We start from the raw sequence: 18,478 nt of genomic DNA, 5'->3' as shown, positions 1-18,478 counted from the left end.
CGTGTAACTGGACTCTCAAGGACGCATCGATGGCACCCAACGTGGAACGTACTGAAATCCTGATCATCGGCGCCGGCCCGGCCGGTTCGGTGGCTGCGGCGATGCTGCGCAAGCAGGGCCGCCAGGTGTTGATGATCGAGCGCCAGCAGTTCCCGCGCTTCTCCATCGGCGAGAGTCTGCTGCCGCAAAGCATGGAATACATCGAGGCGGCAGGACTGCTGCAGGACGTGGTGGAAGCTGGCTTCCAGTACAAGAACGGCGCGGCCTTCGTGCACGGCGAGGCGCGTACTGCGTTCGATTTTCGCAACAAGTTCTCGCCGGGTTGGGGCACCACGTACCAGGTGCAGCGCGCCGACTTCGACAATGTGCTGGCACGTGGCGCCGAGCGCATGGGCACCACTCTTCGGTTCGGCGATGAAGTGCTGGCAGTGGAACCGGGCGAGCAGCCGGCGGTGACCGTGCGCCGCCCGGATGGCAGCGAGTACCGCATCGAGGCCGACTTCATTCTGGATGCCTCGGGTTTTGCACGTTTGTTGCCGCGTCTGCTGCAGCTGGAGTCACCGTCCAACTTCCCGGTGCGCGGTGCGATCTTCTGCCACGTGCGTGATCACATCCCGGTGGATGCGGACTTCGACCGCAACAAGATCCTGATCACCACCCATCCCGAGCATATCGACGTCTGGTATTGGACGATTCCGTTCTCCAACGGCTGTTGCTCGCTGGGCGTGGTGGCCGAGCCCTCGTTCTTCGAGCGCTACGAGGGCGAAGACCTGCAGAAACTGCAGGCCATTGTCAGCGAAGACCCCAACCTGAGCCGGCTGCTGGTCAACGCCGAATGGGCGGTGCTGCCGGTACGTCGCATCACCGGCTATTCGGCCAATGTCAGCTCGCTGCATGGCCCGGGCTATGCCTTGCTGGGCAATGCCGGCGAATTCCTCGATCCGGTGTTTTCCTCCGGCGTCACCATCGCCTTCAAGTCGGCGCAGCTGGCCAGTGAGTGCCTTGCGCGCCGCTATGCTGGTGAAAGCGTGGACTGGGAAGCCGAGTTCTCGGTACCGCTGCGTGCAGGCGTCAAGACCTTCCGCCGCTTCGTCGAGGCGTGGTATCAGGGTGGCTTCCAGAAGATCATCTACCACCCCGATCAGCAGCCAGAGATCCGCGCCATGATCTGTTCGATTCTGGCCGGCTATGCCTGGGATACCAAAAATCCCTACGTGGCCGATGAGAGTGGGCGACGCATGCGCGTGCTGGAGGAACTGTGCGGCGCCTGATCACCAGTCTCGTCGCTTGCCTGTTGCTGGTCGCGTGCGCGGGCCGCATGCCCAAGCCCCTGGTTGAGCTGCCGACGCTGCGCTTGTCGCCAGCCAGTCTGCCGGCGCCGTTGGCGCTGCAGCAGCAGCTGCAGTTCCGCTTTGGCAGCCACGAGCGCGAGCTCGATGCGCTGTTGGAGGCCGACGCCCAGCAGCTGCAGCTTGCCGTGCAGGCGATGGGCCGCACCGGCGTGCGGCTGCGCTGGGACGGCGAACACCTGCAGCAGGAGCGCGCGCCATGGCTTCCGCCGCAGGTACGTGCCGAGCGCGTGCTGGATGACCTGCAGTTCGCGCTATGGCCGACCGCGGCGATTGCCGCGGCATTGCCCAGTGGCTGGTCGGTGGAGGATGACGGTGTGCGTCGACAACTGCGCCAGGGCGACACGACCTGGCTGGAGTTGCAGCGTGGTGCCGATGGCACGCTGCTGCTGGACAATCGTGCCGAAGGCTATTCGTTGCAGATCCATTCGATAGACATGCAGGTGCAGCAACCATGAGTGCGGTGTATTTGAACGAGCTGGGTGTGATCTGCGCATTGGGCGCGGATCGGGCACAGATCGCGCAGGCCTTGTTCCAGCCGCAGCTGGCTGGCTCGACGCTGAGCGATACGGTGGTTCCCGGGCGTTCGCTGGTGGTGGGCGCGGTGCAGTCAGCGCTGCCGTCGTTGCAGGACCTGCCGGTGGCGCTGCATGGGCGCAACAATGCGCTGTTGTTGGCCGCCCTGCAGCAGATCGAGCCGGCCGCACGCGCGGCAATTGCCCGTTACGGCAGTGAGCGGGTGGCGGTGGTGATGGGCACCAGCACCTCGGGCATCGGTGAATCCGAAGAAGCGCTGGCTACGTACTACGCCAGTGGTGAGTGGCCGCCGCAGTTTGATTACGCGCAGCAGGAGATGGGCACGGCGGCGCGCTTCGTGCGCAGCTACCTGGGCATCGATGGCCCGGCATGGGTGCTGTCCACGGCCTGCTCGTCCAGTGCCAAGGCCTTGATGTCGGCGGCGCGGTTGCTGCGTAGCGGCGTTGTGGATGCGGTGATTGCTGGCGGCGCGGACTCGCTGTGTCGCTTCACCGTTGCCGGTTTCAGCGCATTGGAGTCGGTGTCGGCGCCGCGTTGCAATCCGTTCTCGCGCAATCGCTGCGGCATCAATATCGGCGAAGGTGCGGGGGTGTTCCTGATGACCCGCGAGCCGGGACCGGTGCAGCTGTCGGGTTGGGGGGAAACCTCCGATGCGCACCATATGTCGGCACCGGATCCGAGCGGGCAGGGCGCAGCCCTGGCGATGCGCCAGGCCTTGCAGCGTGCCGGCTGGGAAGCGGATTCGGTCGATTACATCAACCTGCATGGCACCGCGACCCAGCACAACGATGCGATGGAAAGCGTGGCGGTGGCCGATACCTTCGGCCTGGACGTGCCATGCAGCTCCACCAAGCCGCTCACCGGGCATACGCTGGGTGCGTCGGGGGTGATTGAAGCCGCATTGTGCTGGATCACCCTGGCTGAGAATCCCGCGCAGCAGCTGCCGCCGCATTGGTGGGACGGTGAAGCCGATGACGCGCTGCCAGCGCTTGCTCTGGTGGTGCCAGGCATGCGCGCAGCGACGCCGCCGCAGCGGGTGCTGAGCAGCTCGTTTGCGTTCGGCGGCAGCAATGCCGTGCTGGCCATGGAGAAAGCTGCACATGGCTGAGTGCTACGCCATCGAGGAGGTAGTGCCGCACCGCGACGGCATGTGCCTGTTGGACCGCGTGTTGCGCTGGGATGATGAAACCATCCAGGCCGAGCTGGTGGTGCCGTACGAAGGCCTGTTTGTCGAAGACGGCGGGGTGCCGGCCTGGGTGGGCATCGAGTACATGGCGCAGGCCATCGCGGCCTGGGCGGGCTGCCGCGCGCGCCGCGCCGGGCGCGAGCCGAACATCGGTTTCCTGCTGGGCAGCCGGCGTTACACCAGCACACGCGATGTCTTCCCCAGCGGTACCCGCCTGCGCATTGATGCGCGCTGCGAGCTGCTGGCGGACAATGGGCTGGGGATGTTTGCCTGCAGCTTGCAGGCAGGCGATGAACAATGGGCCGTGGCCAATGTGTCGGTGTTCGAGCCGGCCGATGCGATGGCGTATCTGGAGAGTGGAGAGGCATGACAGAGAATCTGAGCGTACTGGTCACCGGGGCCAGTCGTGGTATCGGCCGGGCGATTGCGCTGCGTATCGCGCGCGATGGCTTTGCCGTGGTGGTGCATTGCCGCAGCCGTATCGAGGAGGCGCAGGCGGTGGTCGCGCAGATCCAGGCGGCAGGCGGACAGGCGCGCGTGTTGGCGTTCGATGTTGCTGACCGCGCTGCGGCGCGTGCGGCATTGGAGGCCGATGTGCAGCAGCACGGTGCCTATTACGGCGTGGTGTGCAATGCCGGCATTGCCCGCGATGGCGCCTTCCCGGCGCTGAGCGAGGATGATTGGGACCAGGTCATCCACACCAATCTGGACGGCTTCTACAACGTGCTGCATCCGCTGATCATGCCGATGGTGCGGCGGCGCAAGCCGGGCCGGATCGTCACCTTGTCGTCGGTGTCGGGCGTGGCCGGTAACCGCGGTCAGGTCAATTACAGTGCATCCAAGGCCGGCATCATCGGTGCTACCAAGGCATTGGCACTGGAACTGGCCAGCCGAGGCATCACCGTCAACTGTGTCGCGCCTGGGCTGATCGAAACCGAGATGCTCAACGAAGAAGTGGTTGAGCATGCATTGAAGTTGATTCCTGCCGGGCGCGTCGGCAAGCCGGACGAAGTGGCGGCCACGGTTGCGTTTCTATTGTCCGAGCCGGCTGCGTACATCACCCGGCAGGTGATTTCGGTCAACGGAGGAATGGTCTGATGGCGTACCAGGATCGTCGTGTGGTGGTCACCGGTGCGGCCGCACTGAGTCCGTTGGGCCACGACTGGCCCAGCATCCGTGCGCATCTTGGCTCCTACCGCAATGCGGTGCAGCCGATGCCGCAGTGGGATATCTATGCAGGGCTGAACACCAAGCTGGCTGCACCGGCACAGCCGTTCGAGCTGCCGTCCAACTACAACCGCAAGACCACCCGTTCGATGGGGCGGGTGGCGGTGATGGCGGTGCGGGCCACTGAAATGGCGCTGGAGCAGGCTGGCCTGCTTGGCCACCCGGTGCTGCGCAGCGGCATGGCCGGCGTTGCCTACGGTTCCTCGTCCGGCTGCCACGATGCGACCGGTGAGTTCGGACGCATGCTGCATGAGCTGACCACCGAAGGCATCAGTGCAACGACCTACCTGAAGATGATGAGCCATACCGCGCCAGTCAATATCGGCGTGTTCTTCGGATTGTGCGGCCGCGTCTACACCACCTCCAGCGCCTGTACCTCGGGCAGCCAGGGCGTCGGTTCGGCCTATGAGGCAATCCGTTCGGGCAAGCAGACGGTGATGCTGGGTGGTGGCTCCGAGCAGTTGGATGCGACTGCGGCAGCGGTGTTCGATACCTTGTTTGCCACCAGCGTACGCAACGATGCGCCGCAGACCACGCCCAGTCCGTTCGACGCGCACCGCGATGGCCTGGTGCTGGGCGAGGGTGCCTGCACCCTGGTGCTGGAGGAACTGGAGCACGCACAGGCGCGCGGTGCCAACATCCTGGCCGAGGTGGTGGGCTACGGCACCAACAGCGATGGCCAGCACGTCACCCAGCCCAGCGCAGGCACCATGGCCCAGGCCATGCGCCTGGCGCTGCAGGATGCCGGCCTGGACGCGGCGCAGATTGGCTACGTCAATGCCCACGGCACCGCCACCGACCATGGTGATATCGCCGAAACCCAGGCCACCGCACAGGTGTTCGGCAACACGCTGCCGATCAGCTCGCTGAAGAGCTATGTCGGCCACATGCTCGGTGCCTGCGGCGCGTTCGAAGCCTGGTTGACCATGGAAATGATGCGCGAAGGTTGGTTCGCACCGACCTTGAACCTGAGCGAGATCGACCCGCGCTGCGGTGAGCTGGATTACATCGCCGGTGAAGGCCGCCTGCTGCAGACCGAATATGTAATGAGCAACAACTTCGCATTTGGCGGCATCAATACATCGTTGATTTTCCGTCGCTGGCAGGCTTGACCCAGTTACCACCACACTCAAAGGAAAGAGATATGCGTCGTTTCAGCCTCATCGTCACGGCCACGTTGCTGGTTTTTTCGGGCAGCGCTTTTGCACGCGACACCCGCGTGGAACAGCCGCTGGCAGATCTGCTCAGCTCGCAGGAGGCACGGGATGTCGGTATCGATGGCAGCGTGCGCTTCTATCTGGCGGGCCAGCCGGTGACGGTGCTGGAGCGCCTGGGCGAGGATGTAAGCAACCGCAAGACCAACGCCGCCAACAAGAGCGATGAGAAAGCCTGTCGCTGGGTTGCGTTGTCGACGTTGCTGGCATTGCAGGATGGCGCAAAGGCGCGAGGTGCCAATGCCGTGGTCGATATCGTCAGCTTCTACAAGAGCAACGAGTTCCGCAGCGCCACCAACTATGAGTGCTACGCCGGCGCCATCCTGGCGGGCGTCGCATTGAAGGGCACCTACGCCAAGGTGCCCTGAGGGTTTCCAGGGCGGTGGCGGTCGACCGCTGCCGCCAGCTGGGCCGGGGTGCCTATCCTCAGCTTGATCGTTGGCCTGAACCTTCCAGGCTGTGGATCACAGCTGCGCAAACCCGTAGCAGCGGCCAGCTGCAGGAGCACGCCACTGTCCCCGTGCAGATATCGCCTTTGACTGGGCCGCGCTGGTCGCGTGTTCTCCAGGGGCTCTGCCGGTGATGCGGCTGCGCCCGGCGGTTCGATCGCGCATTCAGCACGGCGCTGCGGCGCCGGCAATCTGTCGCCGGTGGATCCGGCGATCTGCGGATACAGGACGCTCTCAACAGAATCTTGATGTGGATGAACGTATAAAAGGCCGAGAACAACCTTGATCGTTGGCTGCGCGCCTTTCAACAGCGCCAGATTTCCGACACAATCTCTGACTCCCGATGCAGGGCAAAGCCCGCTGGCATGCAAGCTTACGTCTATAAAAGCCAACGCAAGCAGGACACCTACGTGTACCTCGCCAAGCGTGATGATTTCGAAGTGATCCCGGCCGTGCTGGGCAACACCTTGGCCCCTTATACCTTCGTGCTGGAGGTAGCGCTGACCCCGGAACGCCGTCTGGCCCAGGCCGACGTCGCGCTGGTGCGCGCCAACCTGGCCGAGCGTGGTTTTCACCTGCAGGCACCGCCGTTGCCGTTGGCACCGGTGAAGATCGCCCGCATCGACGGTCGCGATGACTGAAGCATTGCGTAGCCGCGTAGTTGCCGCCGCGCTGGGCCTGGGGGTGTTGCTGACCCTGGCCACGGCGTTCGGTGGCGTGGCCGCGGCTGTGTGTGGCGTGCTGGCCCAGCCCGCCTTCGCCCTGGCGGTGTCATGGTGGCGGCGTACCCGCAGCGTGACGCCGTCGCTGGCCGTACTCAAACGTGAGCTGCCAGGCCTGTTGGGGCTTTGGGCCGGCGGTGCGGCGGTGGTTGCGGTATTGGTGTCCTGGCCGTTGGCGGCGCTGCATGACAGCGGCAGCCTGGCGGCGGTGTTGGCACTGAGCATCGCGGTCAGCGTGGCATTGTTGGCGTTGTGGCGTACCTGGCCGCTATGGCAGGCGATGGAGCGCGAGGACAGCTCGCTGCGCACGCAATGGCAGGCCCTGAGCGGGCGAAATCTTGATTCATGGCACGGTCTGGGCGCGGCAGCGGTGGTGTTGCTGTTGTGCGCGGCCATCGTCGCTGCGGCCTGGCCGGGTCTGGTTGGCGGTGCCTTGCGTTGGCCGTTGGCCATTGCCACCGCGGTCGCCGCACCGTTGCTGCATCACCTGCTGCAGTCGATGCGCAGTGCGCCGGTTGCCGTTGCTGGCAAGGCTGGCGAGGCACAGCAACCCGCCTTCGACCCGTTTGCCGAAGCGCTGGCCGAGCCGGCACCGCTGGAGCCCATCGCCCAGCACGAGCTGGTACCGCAGCTGTATGACGCTGCCCGCGGCGGCCGCATCGATCGCGCCCTGCAGCTGTTGGACGCCGGTGCCGATCCGCATGCGCCGGCCCCGGTCGGGTCGCGTGACCAGCGCAGCCTGGCGGTGTTGGCGGCAGTGCTGCCGGATCTGCGCCTGCTGCGTGCGCTGATCAGCCGTGGCGTCGACGTCAACCAGGCGCACAAAGGCATGACCCCGTTGCTGGCGGCTACCCGCGACAGCTGGCACGGTCGCCCGGAAGCGGTGATGACCCTGCTGGCCAACGGTGCCGATCCGCGTACGCCCGATGCCGATGGCAATACGCCGCTGCACCATGCCGCGCGCAGTTCCGATCCGGGCGTCGCGGCGCTACTGCGCGATGCCGCTGCCGAGATCGATGCCCTCAACAATGATGGCCACAGCCCGCTGGCGGTGGCCTGCCAGGCCGGCAACTGGCGGCTTGGCAAGTTCCTGCTGGAGCGCGGCGCCAAGGTCGAACCGACCGATGGTGTGCCGGTGCTGGTGCAGGCGGCAGCTACCGATGACGATGACCCGGCCGGCGTGCAGCTGCTGCTCAAGCACAAGGCGCGGCTGGATGCGCGCGACCGTCAGCGCCGCAGCGCCCTGCACGAAGCCGCATTGGCCGGCCACGTGGATATCGTTGAAACCCTGCTCAATGCCGGTGCCAACGTGGAGCCGCGTGATGCCGCCGGGCGCACGCCGTGGCTGGACGCCGCCTCGCAGGGCAACGCCGCAGTGCTGGAGCGCCTGTTGGCGCACAAGCCTGACGTGCATGCCGTCGATGGCGAAGGCAGCAACGCCTTGTTGCTGGCCAGCCGCGCCGAACACGTATCGGCGGCGCTGATCCGCCGCCTGCTGGACCTGGGCATTGCCGCCGATGTGGTCGGCAGCGATGGCCGTCGTGCCATCGAGCACGCGGCCTCGGCCGGGCGTTGGAGCATCGTCTCGTTGCTCGACCCGAGCTATCCGCTGCCGGCCGCTGTCAGTGATGCAGCCGCCAGCAATGCCGAGGGCGCTGATGGCGACGCAGTGCCGGTACTCAACGACCGCGCGCCACTGGCCTTGCTGCGCGAGGCGCTGGTATTCGGCAACGTCGATGGCATGGCGCCTTTGGCCAAACTGTGTGCGGCCGATGAACTGGGTGGCCTGCTGCACGATCCGGAGCTGGCTTTGCAGCCGCGCGTGGTCGATTGGCTGCTGGCGCACGATGCCGCGCCGGAAATGCTCGACGCCTGCGGCGATACACCGATGTTCGCGCTGCTGTCGCGTGGCGTCGATGCGATCCCGACCCTGCAGGTATTGCTGCAGCGTGGCGTGTCGCCCGCCGGCCGCGGTGGCTTGACCCGCTTCCTCGCCGCCTGCGCGCAGCACGACCACGGCGCGCGCAGCACCGAACAATTCGCGTTGGAGCTGCTGGAGCGTGGTGCCGACCCGTTCGCCGCTTCACCGGCCGGTGATCCAGCGTTGTCGCTGGCGGTACGCCTGGGCTGGCTGAAGCTGCAGCAGTATCTGCTGCTCAATGGCGTCGACCGCGAGGCGCGCGACAGCCACGGTATGACCGCACTGCATCTGGCTACCGCCCTGGCACGCGAATCCGCGCTCAAGCAGCTGGTGCTGCAGGGTGCATCGCCGGATGCACGGGCCGCTGATGGGCAGACACCGTTGGGCGTTGCGCTGTCCAGCGGTCGTCGCGACCTGGCCGATCTGCTGGACTGGCGTGGCTGGCAGCTGCCGCTGCGCGCGCTGCGTGATGCCGACGTCGCCTCGGCGGCGATGGCCGGCGATGCCGATGCGGTACGTCGCCTGCTCAATCTTGGGTTTGCCGTCGATGCCGTGGATGCGCAGGGCTGCACCGGCCTGCTGCGTGCCGCTGGCGGCGGCCATGCGGCGGTGGTGGACCTGCTGCTGTCGCGCAGTGCCGACCCGCAGCACGCTGCGGCCAGTGGTGCCACGCCGTTGTCGGCGGCGGTGAGCATGCGCCAGACCACGATCGTGGCTGCACTGCTCAATGCCGGTGCCAAACTCGAACACCGTCTGCCGGGTGGCGTCACCGTATTGATGCTGGCCGCTGCCCTGGGCTTGCCGGATATCGTTGCGCGCTTGCTCACTGCCGGTGCCGACGTGCATGCCGGCGACGACCAGCAGTTGGCGCCCTTGCACTGCGCCGCGCTATACGGTTTCACCTCGCGCGATCGCACCCGCTTGCTGGCCTTGCTGGACACCTTGCTGCTGGCCGGTGCTGAACCGGACCAGTCATCGGCCGGCACGGTAACACCGCTGCTGTTGCTGCTCGGTGCGCGCGCCGAACCGGGCACCGCCTGCGACGAGGCAGTGGTGCTGGCTGCAGTGGATCGCCTGCTCGACGAAGAGGTTTCGCTGGACGTACGCGACCCGCGTGGCTTCGGCCCGTTGCACCTGGCTGCGCTGCATGGCCTGCCGCAACTGGTGCAGCGCCTGCTGCGTGCCGGTGCCGATCCAGAGATGCGTGATGCGATCAACCGCACCCCGCGCGACATCGCCATCATGCGCGGCTTCATCGACGTTGCCGGCGAGTTCGAGCCGGCGGTGCCGGGGGTCTCGTCGATGGCCCGCTTCCTGCGCGATCGCAACTGATTGCTGCAGCACTCATGACAAGGGCGCCCTTCGGCGCCCTTGTCACATCAAGACCAGCTGCAAGACTTACCTGCCCGCGCCCGGCGGTACCCAGATTGCGACACCGGCGGCGCGCTTCTGCTGGGTGGGAATACCGACGCTGAGGCCGCCAGCGGTGTGGCGGCCATAGCTGCCTGCGCCTACCGACATGCCGACCGGCGAGCCGCCAGAGCCCACGCCCATCAGGATCACACCATTGGCGCCGAGTGCGGCGGCCTCGCGCTTGAGTCGGGCGATGGCGGCATCGGTCTGGCCCTGGGTGCCGAAGCCAACCGCGCTGGAGGATTCGAGCTGGGCGATCTCAATCGAACCTGCCGGCGGCGTGGAATAGATCTGCACGCTGGCCGGGTCCACCGGCGCACGGGCCTGGCCCAGCATGACCTTGGAGGTACTGGCGCAGCCGCCTACGGCCAAGGCAACGCCAACTGAAAGTGCGATAGCGAGCGGAAGTTTCATGGTTTCACTCCCCGGTGATCGGTAATTGCGGATGATCCATGGCGCCGGCTGAATCTGTCGAGAACTTCCGGCCAGGGTGAGGGCCTTTTGCTCTGCATGTGTTCCCGGCTATCTTGCAGGCTGTGCCTGATGGAGGAAAGTACATGGGGCTGATCAGCCTGATCTGGGGCATTGTTGCCTTGCTATGGATGATTTTGGCGTTTATTCCGCTGCTGGGCTGGGGTAATTGGTTCCTGATCCCGTTTGCGGCCGTGGGTGCGATCATCGCCGCCATCGGCCTGCTGTTCACCCATGCCAGCAAGCGCGGCCGGGCCAAGACCGGCCTGCTGCTCAATGCCATCGTCATCGTGGTTGGGGTGATACGGCTGAGCATCGGTGGCGGCTTCATCTGAGTTCCAGCCGGGCGCGAGAGGATAGGGTCGGCGGGGTACAGCCGGGGGGCGTAAAATGAGCGGGCTGGCCGGAAGCCTTCCGGCGCTGTAGGCCTGTTGCAGGCGTTTTCCGCTTCCCGATGATCATCCGCCCCCGTCCCACTGGCTGGCAGCTGCTGTACATCCTGCGAGGCTCCATCGTGCCGGCCATCGCCCCCAAGGTGCTGGCGATCGGCGTGCTGGCGGTGCTGGTGGCGGCGTTCAGTCGCAGCTGGCACCCGCTGGGTGGCAGCGGCTTGTCGGTGGTGCCGTTCACCTTGCTCGGGCTGGTGCTGTCGATCTTCCTGAGCTTCCGCAACAACGCCTGCCACGACCGCTGGTGGGAGGGCCGCAAACTGTGGGGACAGCTGGTCATCGAATCACGCAGCTTTGCCCGCGAGGCCGCTGCGTTGCTGGCCGCCGAGCCGCAGCTGCGCGAGCGCAGCACGCATCTGGTGATAGGGTTTGCCAGTGCCCTGGCTGCACGCCTGCGTGGCCGTGATCAGGCTGCTGCCTGTGCAGCGTGGTTGCAGCCGGACCAGAACGAGGTGCTGGCGCGGCGCAATGTTCCCGATGGCGTGCTGAACCAGCTCGCCAGCGAACTGGTCGTGCCGCTGCGCGAAGGCCGTCTGCATCCCTATCTCTATGCCCAGTTCGAAGCGCGCCTGCATGCCATGGCCAGCGTGCAGGCCGGCTGCGAGCGCATCTCTGGCACGCCGCTGCCGTTCGCCTACACCTTGCTGCTGCACCGCTGCGCATGGCTGTTCTGCGTGCTGCTGCCGTTTGGCCTGGCCGGCGCGCTGGGCTGGGCCACGCCGGTGGTGTCGATGCTGCTGGCCTATGCCTTTTTCGGCCTGGACCAGCTGGGCGAGGAAATGGAAGACCCGTTCGGCACCGAACCCAATGACCTGCCGCTGGACGCCATGGTGCGTACCATCGAAATCGATCTGCTCGACGCCTTGGGCCAACGCCCGCTGCCCGAGCCGCTGCAGCCGCAGGGTTACCGGCTGCAGTAATCCCCGTTTTCAGTATCAAGGAGTACCGCGATGATGCACCCCCAGTACCGCCCGCGGCGCATGCGCCACGATGAGTTCTCGCGCCGTCTGATGCGCGAAAACACGCTGACCAGCAACGACCTGATCTGGCCGGTGTTCGTGCATGAACTGGAAGGCCGCGCGGCGGTGGCATCGATGCCGGGCGTGGACCGCATGTCCATTGACGAGCTGCTGCGCGAGGCCGAGCAGGCGCTGGAGCTGGGCGTGCCGGTGATTGACCTGTTCCCGGTGATCGACCCGTCGCGCAAGTCGCTGGACGCGGCCGAAGCCTGGAATCCCGACGGTTTGGCGCAGCGTGCGGTGCGCGCGCTGAAGCAGCGCTTCCCCGAGCTGGGCGTGATGACCGACGTGGCGCTGGACCCGTACACCACGCACGGCCAGGACGGCATCATCGACGACACCGGCTACGTGCTCAACGACATCACCGTCGAAGCGCTGGTCAAGCAGTCGCTGTCGCATGCCGAAGCGGGCGTGGACATCATTTCGCCCTCGGACATGATGGACGGCCGCATCGGCGCCATCCGCACTGCGCTGGATGACGCCCGTCATATCAACGCGCGCATCATGGCCTATTCGGCCAAGTACGCCTCGGCGTTCTATGGCCCGTTCCGCGACGCGGTGGGCAGCTCGGCCAGCCTCGGCAAGGCCGACAAGAAGACTTATCAGATGGACCCGGCCAACAGCGACGAGGCAATGCGCGAGATCGCGTTGGACCTGGACGAAGGCGCCGACATGGTGATGGTCAAGCCGGGCATGCCCTACCTGGACATCGTGCGCCGGGTGAAGACCGAGTTCGGCGTGCCGACCTTCGCGTACCACGTCAGTGGCGAGTACGCGATGTTGAAGGCAGCCGCGGCCAATGGCTGGCTGGATGAGCGCAAGTGCGTGATGGAGACGATGATCGGCTTCAAGCGCGCCGGTGCCGATGGTGTGTTGACCTATTACGCGCCGCAGATCGCGCGCTGGCTGAAGGAGGCTTGAGATGAATGTTCCCGGTCTTGAAGGTTACAACTGGGCGGTGTGGCTGATCGGCGTGCTGCTGTTCGCGGTGGCGATCGGTGTGTTCATCGCCGCCATCGTACGCGCCGGCAAGCGTCCGCCACAGCTGCACTCTGCCGCCGAGCGGCTGCAGCGTGAGGCGGCGCAGGGTGGCGATGTGGATGGCAGGCTGCGTGCGCTGGAGCTGCGCAGGCAGGGCGGGCAGATTGGTGAAGCTGAGTACGAGGCGCTGCGCGCTGCGGTGTTGGCTGGGGCTAAAAGCTAAAAGCTAAAAGCTAAAAGCTAAAAGCTAAAAGCTAAAAGCTAAAAGCTTTAGAGCAGAAGCACCCCTCCCCAACCCTCCCCTTCCGGAGGCGGCGGGGGGGGGGGGCGCGGGGCCCCCCCCCCCGGGCGCCCCGGGGAAGGGGAGGGCTGGGGAGGGGTGAGCTTTTGCTCTTGCCTCACCGCCAAAACCTCACCGACAAGAATCATCCCCATCAACCACCGGCGCCTTCATCCGGTAAAGATCCATGCCGCCGGCCCGGGGTGAGCGCGCCTTGCCGCTGACCACCAGTTCGCCAGGCTTGTTGGCATCAATCACTGCACCACGCGTATCGCCATCAGCGCTGTTGAATGACAATCCAAGCAGCGACGGCTCAGCCCATTGCCCCTGCCGGCACTGCGACAGCCACAGCTGAGCACCGCCATTCGCATTGGCGCGGGCAAACACCACCCCACGGCCACCACCCAGCCAACTTGCATCCAGCTCGTCGGCGCCAGTATTGATGCCCGCCAAGGCAGCCGGCGCGGCAAAGCCATCGCCGGTAGCCGGTGCACGCCACAGATCCCAGCCGCCGTTGCCGCCGTTGCGATTGCTGGAAAACAGCAGCCGACCATCGTCGGCCAGCGCAGGAGAGCGCTCGTCCTGCCTGCCGTTGACCGACGGCCCCAGGTTCTGCGGCTGACCCAGGCTGCCGTCCGCAGCCACCGCCGCCCGGTACAGATCAAAGCCGCCATGGCCGCCCTTGCGGTTGGAGGCGAAGTAGAGCCAGCGGCCATCCGCGCTGAGGAAGGGATCGACCTCGTCAGCGGCGCTGTTCAAGGCCAGCGGCTGCGGGTCCATCCAGCGCTTGTCCTGCAGGCTTGCCTGCCACAGGTCCCAGCCACCGGCACCGCCCTCGCGATTGCTGGCCCAGATGATGCGTTGCCCGTCCGCCGACAGCGTTGCGCGGATTTCATCGGCGCGGGTGGAAACTACCCCCATGCCTTCGATGCCGAACTCGGAAAGCGCCGAGGCAACGGGGCTAAAGGGTAAACTCAGGGTCAGCGCGAGCAGTAAACGACGGGTCCGCATACGGGTCCAGCAAGCAAGGTCGCGTCCAGTCTAGGTCATGCAGAGGATCACAATGAGCGCACCACGCTACGCAGTTTTCGGCCAGCCCATCGCCCATTCGCAGTCGCCGCGCATCCAGTCCGCGTTCGGCAAGGCGCACGGCATTGCCGTGGATTACCGCGCCATCGAGGCCTCGCCGGAAGATTTCGCGGTGGCGCTGGAGGCCTTTGCCGCCGATGGTGGCGTAGGTGCCAACGTGACCTTGCCGCACAAGGAAGCGGCGTTCGCGCTGTGCACGACGACCACCTCGCGCGCGCACCGCGCTGGCGCGGTCAATACGCTGCTGCGCAAGGGTGATCGCTGGCATGGCGACAACACCGACGGCATCGGCCTGGTGCGGGACCTCACCGGCCGCCACGGCCTGGACCTGCGTGGCCGCCGGGTGCTGCTGCTCGGTGCCGGCGGTGCCGCACGCGGCGTGGCGCCTGCGCTGCTGGATGCCGGCATCCTCGAACTGATCGTGGTCAACCGCTCGCCCGAACGCGCCGATGCACTGGTCGATGCGATGAGCGAACCCGGTCGCGCCATCTCCGCGTATTGGGATGATCTGCGCGAACAGGGCGATTTCGAGCTGATCATCAATGCCACCTCGGCCGCACGCGGCGAGGGCAGCGGTTTCAACCTGCCGCTGTCGCTGGTCAACAGCATGACCACGGCGGTGGACCTGAACTACGGCGAGGCCTCGATTCCGTTCCTGGCCTGGGCGCGTGCGGCAGGTTGCCGCAACAGCTTCGATGGCCTGGGCATGCTGGTCGAGCAGGCCGCAGAGAGTTTCCAACAGTGGCATGGCATGCGCCCGGAGACCGATGCGATCTACGCCGAGCTGCGTGCCGGTGACGCGCTGTTGGTCACCGCGGACTGAGGCCGGCCAATGCAACCCATGGAATTGCTGAGCACCTTGTTGGTTTCCATCGGCTACCGCCTGCCGATCCTGATTGCCCTGGGCGTTGCCCTGGTGATGTTGCTCGACACCCCGCGCGGCAAGGTACGCAGCGTGGCCCTGTCGGCCCTGGCCTTGCTGCTGGTGGTCACCATGATTGGCGGCGTGCTGAGCGCCTTGCCCTTGCTGCTCGTCGCAGCTGGCAACTACAGCAGTGCGGGTTCGATGAATACGCTGCTGATGGTTGGCTATATCGCGTTGTCGCTGATGGAAGCAGTGGGTTACATCATGCTGGCCTGGGCGCTGGTGCAGGCCCTGCGGCGGCCACAGGCCCCCGGCAAACCCTGAGCCCGCAACGCATTCGGTGAATGCGGGCGGGTATGGGAAAATACCCGCCTTGATTGAGCTGCTGGCAGGTTGGCGTGACGGAAAAAGTAGAAGCACCACGGACGCTGACCGAGGACATCAAAACCGGCATCCGTGACGCTTACAGCAAGCTGCAGGCAAACACGCCGGGCTTCAGCACGCGCCGCTCGCAGAGCCAGATGATCGGCGTGGTGTCGCGTGCGCTGGGTACCGGCGGCGTTGGCGTTGTGGAAGCACCTACCGGCGTCGGCAAGAGCCTGGGCTACCTCACCGCCGGCGTGCCGATCGCCTTGGCCAGCAAGAAGAAGCTGGTGATCAGTACCGGCACCGTGGCCCTGCAGTCGCAGCTGGTCGAGCGCGACATCCCCAACTTCCTCAAGTCCACCGGCCTGCAGGCTACCGTGGCGCTGGCCAAGGGCCGCACCCGCTACCTGTGCACGCGCAATGCCGCCGAAGCGCAGGGCGAGGGCGTGCAGGAAGGCATGTTCGGCGACGACGTGCAGCTCTACGACCGGCCGTTGGCGCCGATTGAAATGGACGTTGCCGAAAAGCTGACCAAGGCCTTCATCGAAGGTCGCTGGAACGGCGACCTGGACAACGCGCCGGAGAACGTCACCCCGACGCTGCGCATGCGCATCACCACGCCGGCCTCGGCCTGCGCCGGGCGCCGCTGCGCGTACTCCGCGCAATGCCCGGTGTTGCGTGCCCGCACCGAAGTGCGTGATGCACAGATCATCGTCACCAACCACGCGCTGCTGTTGTCGGCGCTGTCTTTGGGCGACAGCGACAGCGGCCAGCCCTTGATCGCGCCGCCCGGCGAAATGCTGCTGGTGCTGGACGAAGGCCACCACATCGGCAACGTCGCCATCGACCAGGGCGCAGCCAACCTGCCGCTGGACGACATGGCCAAGCGCACCGGTCGCCTGCAGATCCTGATTGCCGGCGCCTACCGCGCGGTGGACAAGGACAAGATCGGCAACCTGCTTCCGAACGAGGCCATTGATGTGGCATCGCGGGTGAGCAAGCTGCTGAAGGCGTTCCGCGATGACATCGGCAATGTCTGGATTCCGCAGCCCGATGACCGTGAGCCGATGTGGCGCGCCGCCAACGGCCGCCTGCCCGAGTCCTGGCGCCAGCCGATCGAAGTGCTGGCAGATGAAACCCGCACCCTGCTCAACTGGGCAACCGCGGCGGCCTCGGCGGTGGCCAAGGGCAAGCAGGACGATCCGGCGGTCGAACGCCTGCAGCGCAACCTGGGCATGGCCCAGGAAATGGTCGAGCAGCAGTACAACCTGTGGGCCGGCTGGCGCCGCGAGGACAAGGAAGGCCAGCCGCCGATCGCGCGCTGGGTGACCATGTCACGCGATGGCGATTACATCCTGCACTGCTCTCCGGTATCGGCCGCGATGGTGCTGCGCAAGCTGCTGTGGGACGAAGTCGACTCGGTGGTGATGACCTCGGCAACACTGACCGGCGGTGGCGATTTCCAGTCGCTGGCGATCGACAACGGCATTCCCGAGGAAGCGGAGATGGTGTCGTTGGCCTCGCCGTTCGACCTGCCCAACCAGGCAGAACTGATCGTGCCGCAGTTCCCGGTGACCCCGGATGACCGCGAGCGTCATCCCAAGGAAGTGGCCAAGTACCTGGCCAGCGAGTTGGATTGGGACAAGGGCAGCATGGTCTTGTTCACCTCGCGCTGGAAGATGGAAAAGGTGGCCGAGCTGATGCCGGCGACGCTGCGCAAGAAGATCCTGGTGCAGGGCGACGGCGCCAAGCAGAAGATGATCGACCAGCACATCATGCGCACCAGTGAAGGTGAGGGCTCGGTGCTGTTCGGCTTGAACTCGTTTGGTGAAGGTTTGGACCTGCCGGGCGAGGCCTGCACCACGGTGGTGATCACCCAGGTGCCGTTTGCGGTGCCAACCGATCCGCAGACTTCGACGCTGAGCGAGTGGTTCGAGAGCCGTGGTTTGAACTCGTTCAACTTGATTGCGATCCCGCATGCGCTGCGCACCCTGACCCAGTTTTCCGGGCGCTTGATCCGCACCTCGACCGATACCGGGCGGGTGATCATCCTGGATTCGCGCCTGCTGACGCGCAGGTATGGCAAGCGCATCATTGATTCCCTGCCGCCGTTCAAGCGGGTTATTGGTTGAGGGGCGGTTTTTGCTGGTACATCCCCCGATCAACCCGTAGAGTTCGCCGCCTTCCCACCATTAGAAACAGCCATGGCTACTCCTCCCGCAACCTTCCCTTGGACACAGCAACTGCAGCGTCTGCAGCAGCGTGAAGGCGCAATGGCGCTGTTGGGAACGCACGCGATGTTCGCTGTCGAAGGCGATGGGCTGACTGCAGCAGGTTCGGCGCTGGAGCAGCTGTTGTTGGCGGGTGAGGGTCAGCTCAAGGCAGACAACGACGTGAGTCTGGTTGCCGATGAGCTGCGTCGCTACCAGAAGTTCGCACCACCGGGGCGGCCATCGGTGCAGATCGTGCAGTTACGTCGGCAGCAGTCGACGGTGCAGCAGGCGCAGCGAATCGCGCGTCAGGCGTTCATCCGCAACGCTGATGGCTTTGCGCGGGCGCTGGCTTTGGACGTGCCGCAGAAGTTGGGCGTGGTTGAAACCGTGATGCGCTGGTTACGCGCAAACCTGGCGTAACGCTGCTTCGCTCCCACCCCAGCGTAAAGTTGCTTAGCTCCCTCCCTTGCGCAAAGCGCAGGGGAGGGCTGGGGAGGGGTAGCCTTTGCAGTTGCAGTTGCCCTTGCTTTGGCTCCGGCTTTTGACCTACCGGGCCCCTTCCGCAGCGACGGAGCCAGTGGGAAGAACCCGAAGGGCGACGTGCATGGGAGCACGTCGTTTTTAGCCACGACAGGGATGTCGTGTCGAAAAATCCCGCTGGCGGAGTGGACCCGCCCCCCGGAGCGGCCTGGGCGCGTAGGCCGGGTGTTGTTTGTTTTTGTTATAT

Annotated in this window: 19 protein-coding genes; 17 read left to right on the top strand and 2 right to left on the bottom strand. The window is 65.7% G+C overall.

The annotated features are described in order from the left end of the window. Positions 1-29: 29 nt before the first annotated feature. The 9 genes from ACVOLS_RS17075 to ACVOLS_RS17035 all read left to right on the top strand — a co-directional run bounded on the left by ACVOLS_RS17075 (position 30) and on the right by ACVOLS_RS17035 (position 9,937). Positions 30-1,271, top strand: coding sequence for an NAD(P)/FAD-dependent oxidoreductase (locus tag ACVOLS_RS17075; RefSeq protein WP_481546620.1), 1,242 nt, complete (start codon positions 30-32; stop codon positions 1,269-1,271). Positions 1,272-1,318: 47 nt separating this feature from the next. Then, complete coding sequence (locus ACVOLS_RS17070) at positions 1,319-1,807, top strand: DUF3261 domain-containing protein (protein WP_481546619.1); 489 nt, start codon at positions 1,319-1,321, stop codon at positions 1,805-1,807. After that, the gene (locus tag ACVOLS_RS17065) at positions 1,804-2,994 is read left to right on the top strand and encodes a beta-ketoacyl-[acyl-carrier-protein] synthase family protein (RefSeq protein WP_481546618.1); all 1,191 of its coding nucleotides are present in this window, start codon (positions 1,804-1,806) and stop codon (positions 2,992-2,994) included. Before ACVOLS_RS17070 ends, ACVOLS_RS17065 begins: the two co-directional genes overlap by 4 nt. Next, entirely contained in the window at positions 2,987-3,442 is a 456-nt protein-coding gene (locus ACVOLS_RS17060) for a hotdog family protein (protein WP_481546617.1), read from the top strand. The genes ACVOLS_RS17065 and ACVOLS_RS17060 overlap by 8 nt, the downstream gene beginning before the upstream one ends. Further along, positions 3,439-4,170: a 3-ketoacyl-ACP reductase FabG2 gene (locus tag ACVOLS_RS17055; RefSeq protein ID WP_481546616.1), complete on the top strand. Its 732-nt coding sequence runs from the start codon at positions 3,439-3,441 to the stop codon at positions 4,168-4,170. The genes ACVOLS_RS17060 and ACVOLS_RS17055 overlap by 4 nt, the downstream gene beginning before the upstream one ends. Then, on the top strand, positions 4,170-5,411 hold the full coding sequence (locus ACVOLS_RS17050) for a beta-ketoacyl-ACP synthase (RefSeq protein WP_481546615.1): 1,242 nt from the start codon (positions 4,170-4,172) through the stop codon (positions 5,409-5,411). The genes ACVOLS_RS17055 and ACVOLS_RS17050 overlap by 1 nt, the downstream gene beginning before the upstream one ends. 32 nt (positions 5,412-5,443) lie before the next feature. Then, positions 5,444-5,881, top strand: coding sequence for an excinuclease ATPase subunit (locus ACVOLS_RS17045; protein ID WP_481546614.1), 438 nt, complete (start codon positions 5,444-5,446; stop codon positions 5,879-5,881). Between the two features lie 446 nt (positions 5,882-6,327). Beyond that, positions 6,328-6,603: a YcgL domain-containing protein gene (locus tag ACVOLS_RS17040; RefSeq protein WP_481514940.1), complete on the top strand. Its 276-nt coding sequence runs from the start codon at positions 6,328-6,330 to the stop codon at positions 6,601-6,603. Then, entirely contained in the window at positions 6,596-9,937 is a 3,342-nt protein-coding gene (locus ACVOLS_RS17035; protein WP_481546613.1) for an ankyrin repeat domain-containing protein, read from the top strand. The genes ACVOLS_RS17040 and ACVOLS_RS17035 overlap by 8 nt, the downstream gene beginning before the upstream one ends. Before the next feature lie 66 nt (positions 9,938-10,003). On the opposite strand, the gene ACVOLS_RS17030 is transcribed toward ACVOLS_RS17035, so the two are convergent. Then, positions 10,004-10,432, bottom strand: coding sequence for a hypothetical protein (locus ACVOLS_RS17030; protein ID WP_481546612.1), 429 nt, complete (start codon positions 10,430-10,432; stop codon positions 10,004-10,006). A 143-nt stretch (positions 10,433-10,575) separates the two neighbouring features. Here ACVOLS_RS17030 and ACVOLS_RS17025 point away from each other — a divergent pair, with 143 nt between their 5' ends. The 4 genes from ACVOLS_RS17025 (at position 10,576) to ACVOLS_RS17010 (ending at position 13,161) form a co-directional block, all read left to right on the top strand. Continuing rightward, entirely contained in the window at positions 10,576-10,824 is a 249-nt protein-coding gene (locus tag ACVOLS_RS17025) for a hypothetical protein (RefSeq protein WP_481530425.1), read from the top strand. A 119-nt stretch (positions 10,825-10,943) separates the two neighbouring features. Continuing rightward, positions 10,944-11,858: a bestrophin family protein gene (locus ACVOLS_RS17020; RefSeq protein ID WP_481546611.1), complete on the top strand. Its 915-nt coding sequence runs from the start codon at positions 10,944-10,946 to the stop codon at positions 11,856-11,858. A gap of 30 nt (positions 11,859-11,888) precedes the next feature. Continuing rightward, positions 11,889-12,878 carry a porphobilinogen synthase gene (hemB, locus tag ACVOLS_RS17015; RefSeq protein WP_303748305.1) on the top strand — a complete coding sequence of 330 codons (990 nt, stop codon included), beginning with the start codon at positions 11,889-11,891 and terminating at the stop codon, positions 12,876-12,878. Between the two features lies 1 nt (position 12,879). After that, on the top strand, positions 12,880-13,161 hold the full coding sequence (locus ACVOLS_RS17010) for an SHOCT domain-containing protein (protein ID WP_481546610.1): 282 nt from the start codon (positions 12,880-12,882) through the stop codon (positions 13,159-13,161). A gap of 189 nt (positions 13,162-13,350) precedes the next feature. On the opposite strand, the gene ACVOLS_RS17005 is transcribed toward ACVOLS_RS17010, so the two are convergent. Beyond that, positions 13,351-14,229 carry a TolB family protein gene (locus ACVOLS_RS17005; protein WP_481546609.1) on the bottom strand — a complete coding sequence of 293 codons (879 nt, stop codon included), beginning with the start codon at positions 14,227-14,229 and terminating at the stop codon, positions 13,351-13,353. A gap of 52 nt (positions 14,230-14,281) precedes the next feature. On the opposite strand from ACVOLS_RS17005, the gene aroE reads away from it, so the two are divergent. From aroE to ACVOLS_RS16985, 4 genes are all read left to right on the top strand, one after another. Further along, positions 14,282-15,130, top strand: coding sequence for a shikimate dehydrogenase (gene aroE / locus ACVOLS_RS17000; protein WP_481546608.1), 849 nt, complete (start codon positions 14,282-14,284; stop codon positions 15,128-15,130). Positions 15,131-15,139: 9 nt separating this feature from the next. Then, the gene (locus ACVOLS_RS16995; protein WP_481546607.1) at positions 15,140-15,496 is read left to right on the top strand and encodes a hypothetical protein; all 357 of its coding nucleotides are present in this window, start codon (positions 15,140-15,142) and stop codon (positions 15,494-15,496) included. A 74-nt stretch (positions 15,497-15,570) separates the two neighbouring features. Next, positions 15,571-17,670 carry an ATP-dependent DNA helicase DinG gene (gene dinG / locus ACVOLS_RS16990; protein WP_481546606.1) on the top strand — a complete coding sequence of 700 codons (2,100 nt, stop codon included), beginning with the start codon at positions 15,571-15,573 and terminating at the stop codon, positions 17,668-17,670. 72 nt (positions 17,671-17,742) lie between these two features. Continuing rightward, entirely contained in the window at positions 17,743-18,171 is a 429-nt protein-coding gene (locus ACVOLS_RS16985; protein WP_481546605.1) for a hypothetical protein, read from the top strand. Positions 18,172-18,478 lie beyond the last annotated feature (307 nt).

The sequence above is a fragment of the Stenotrophomonas sp. STEN038 genome (assembly GCF_056759895.1).
This window is presented reverse-complemented; position numbering and strand designations above follow the sequence as displayed.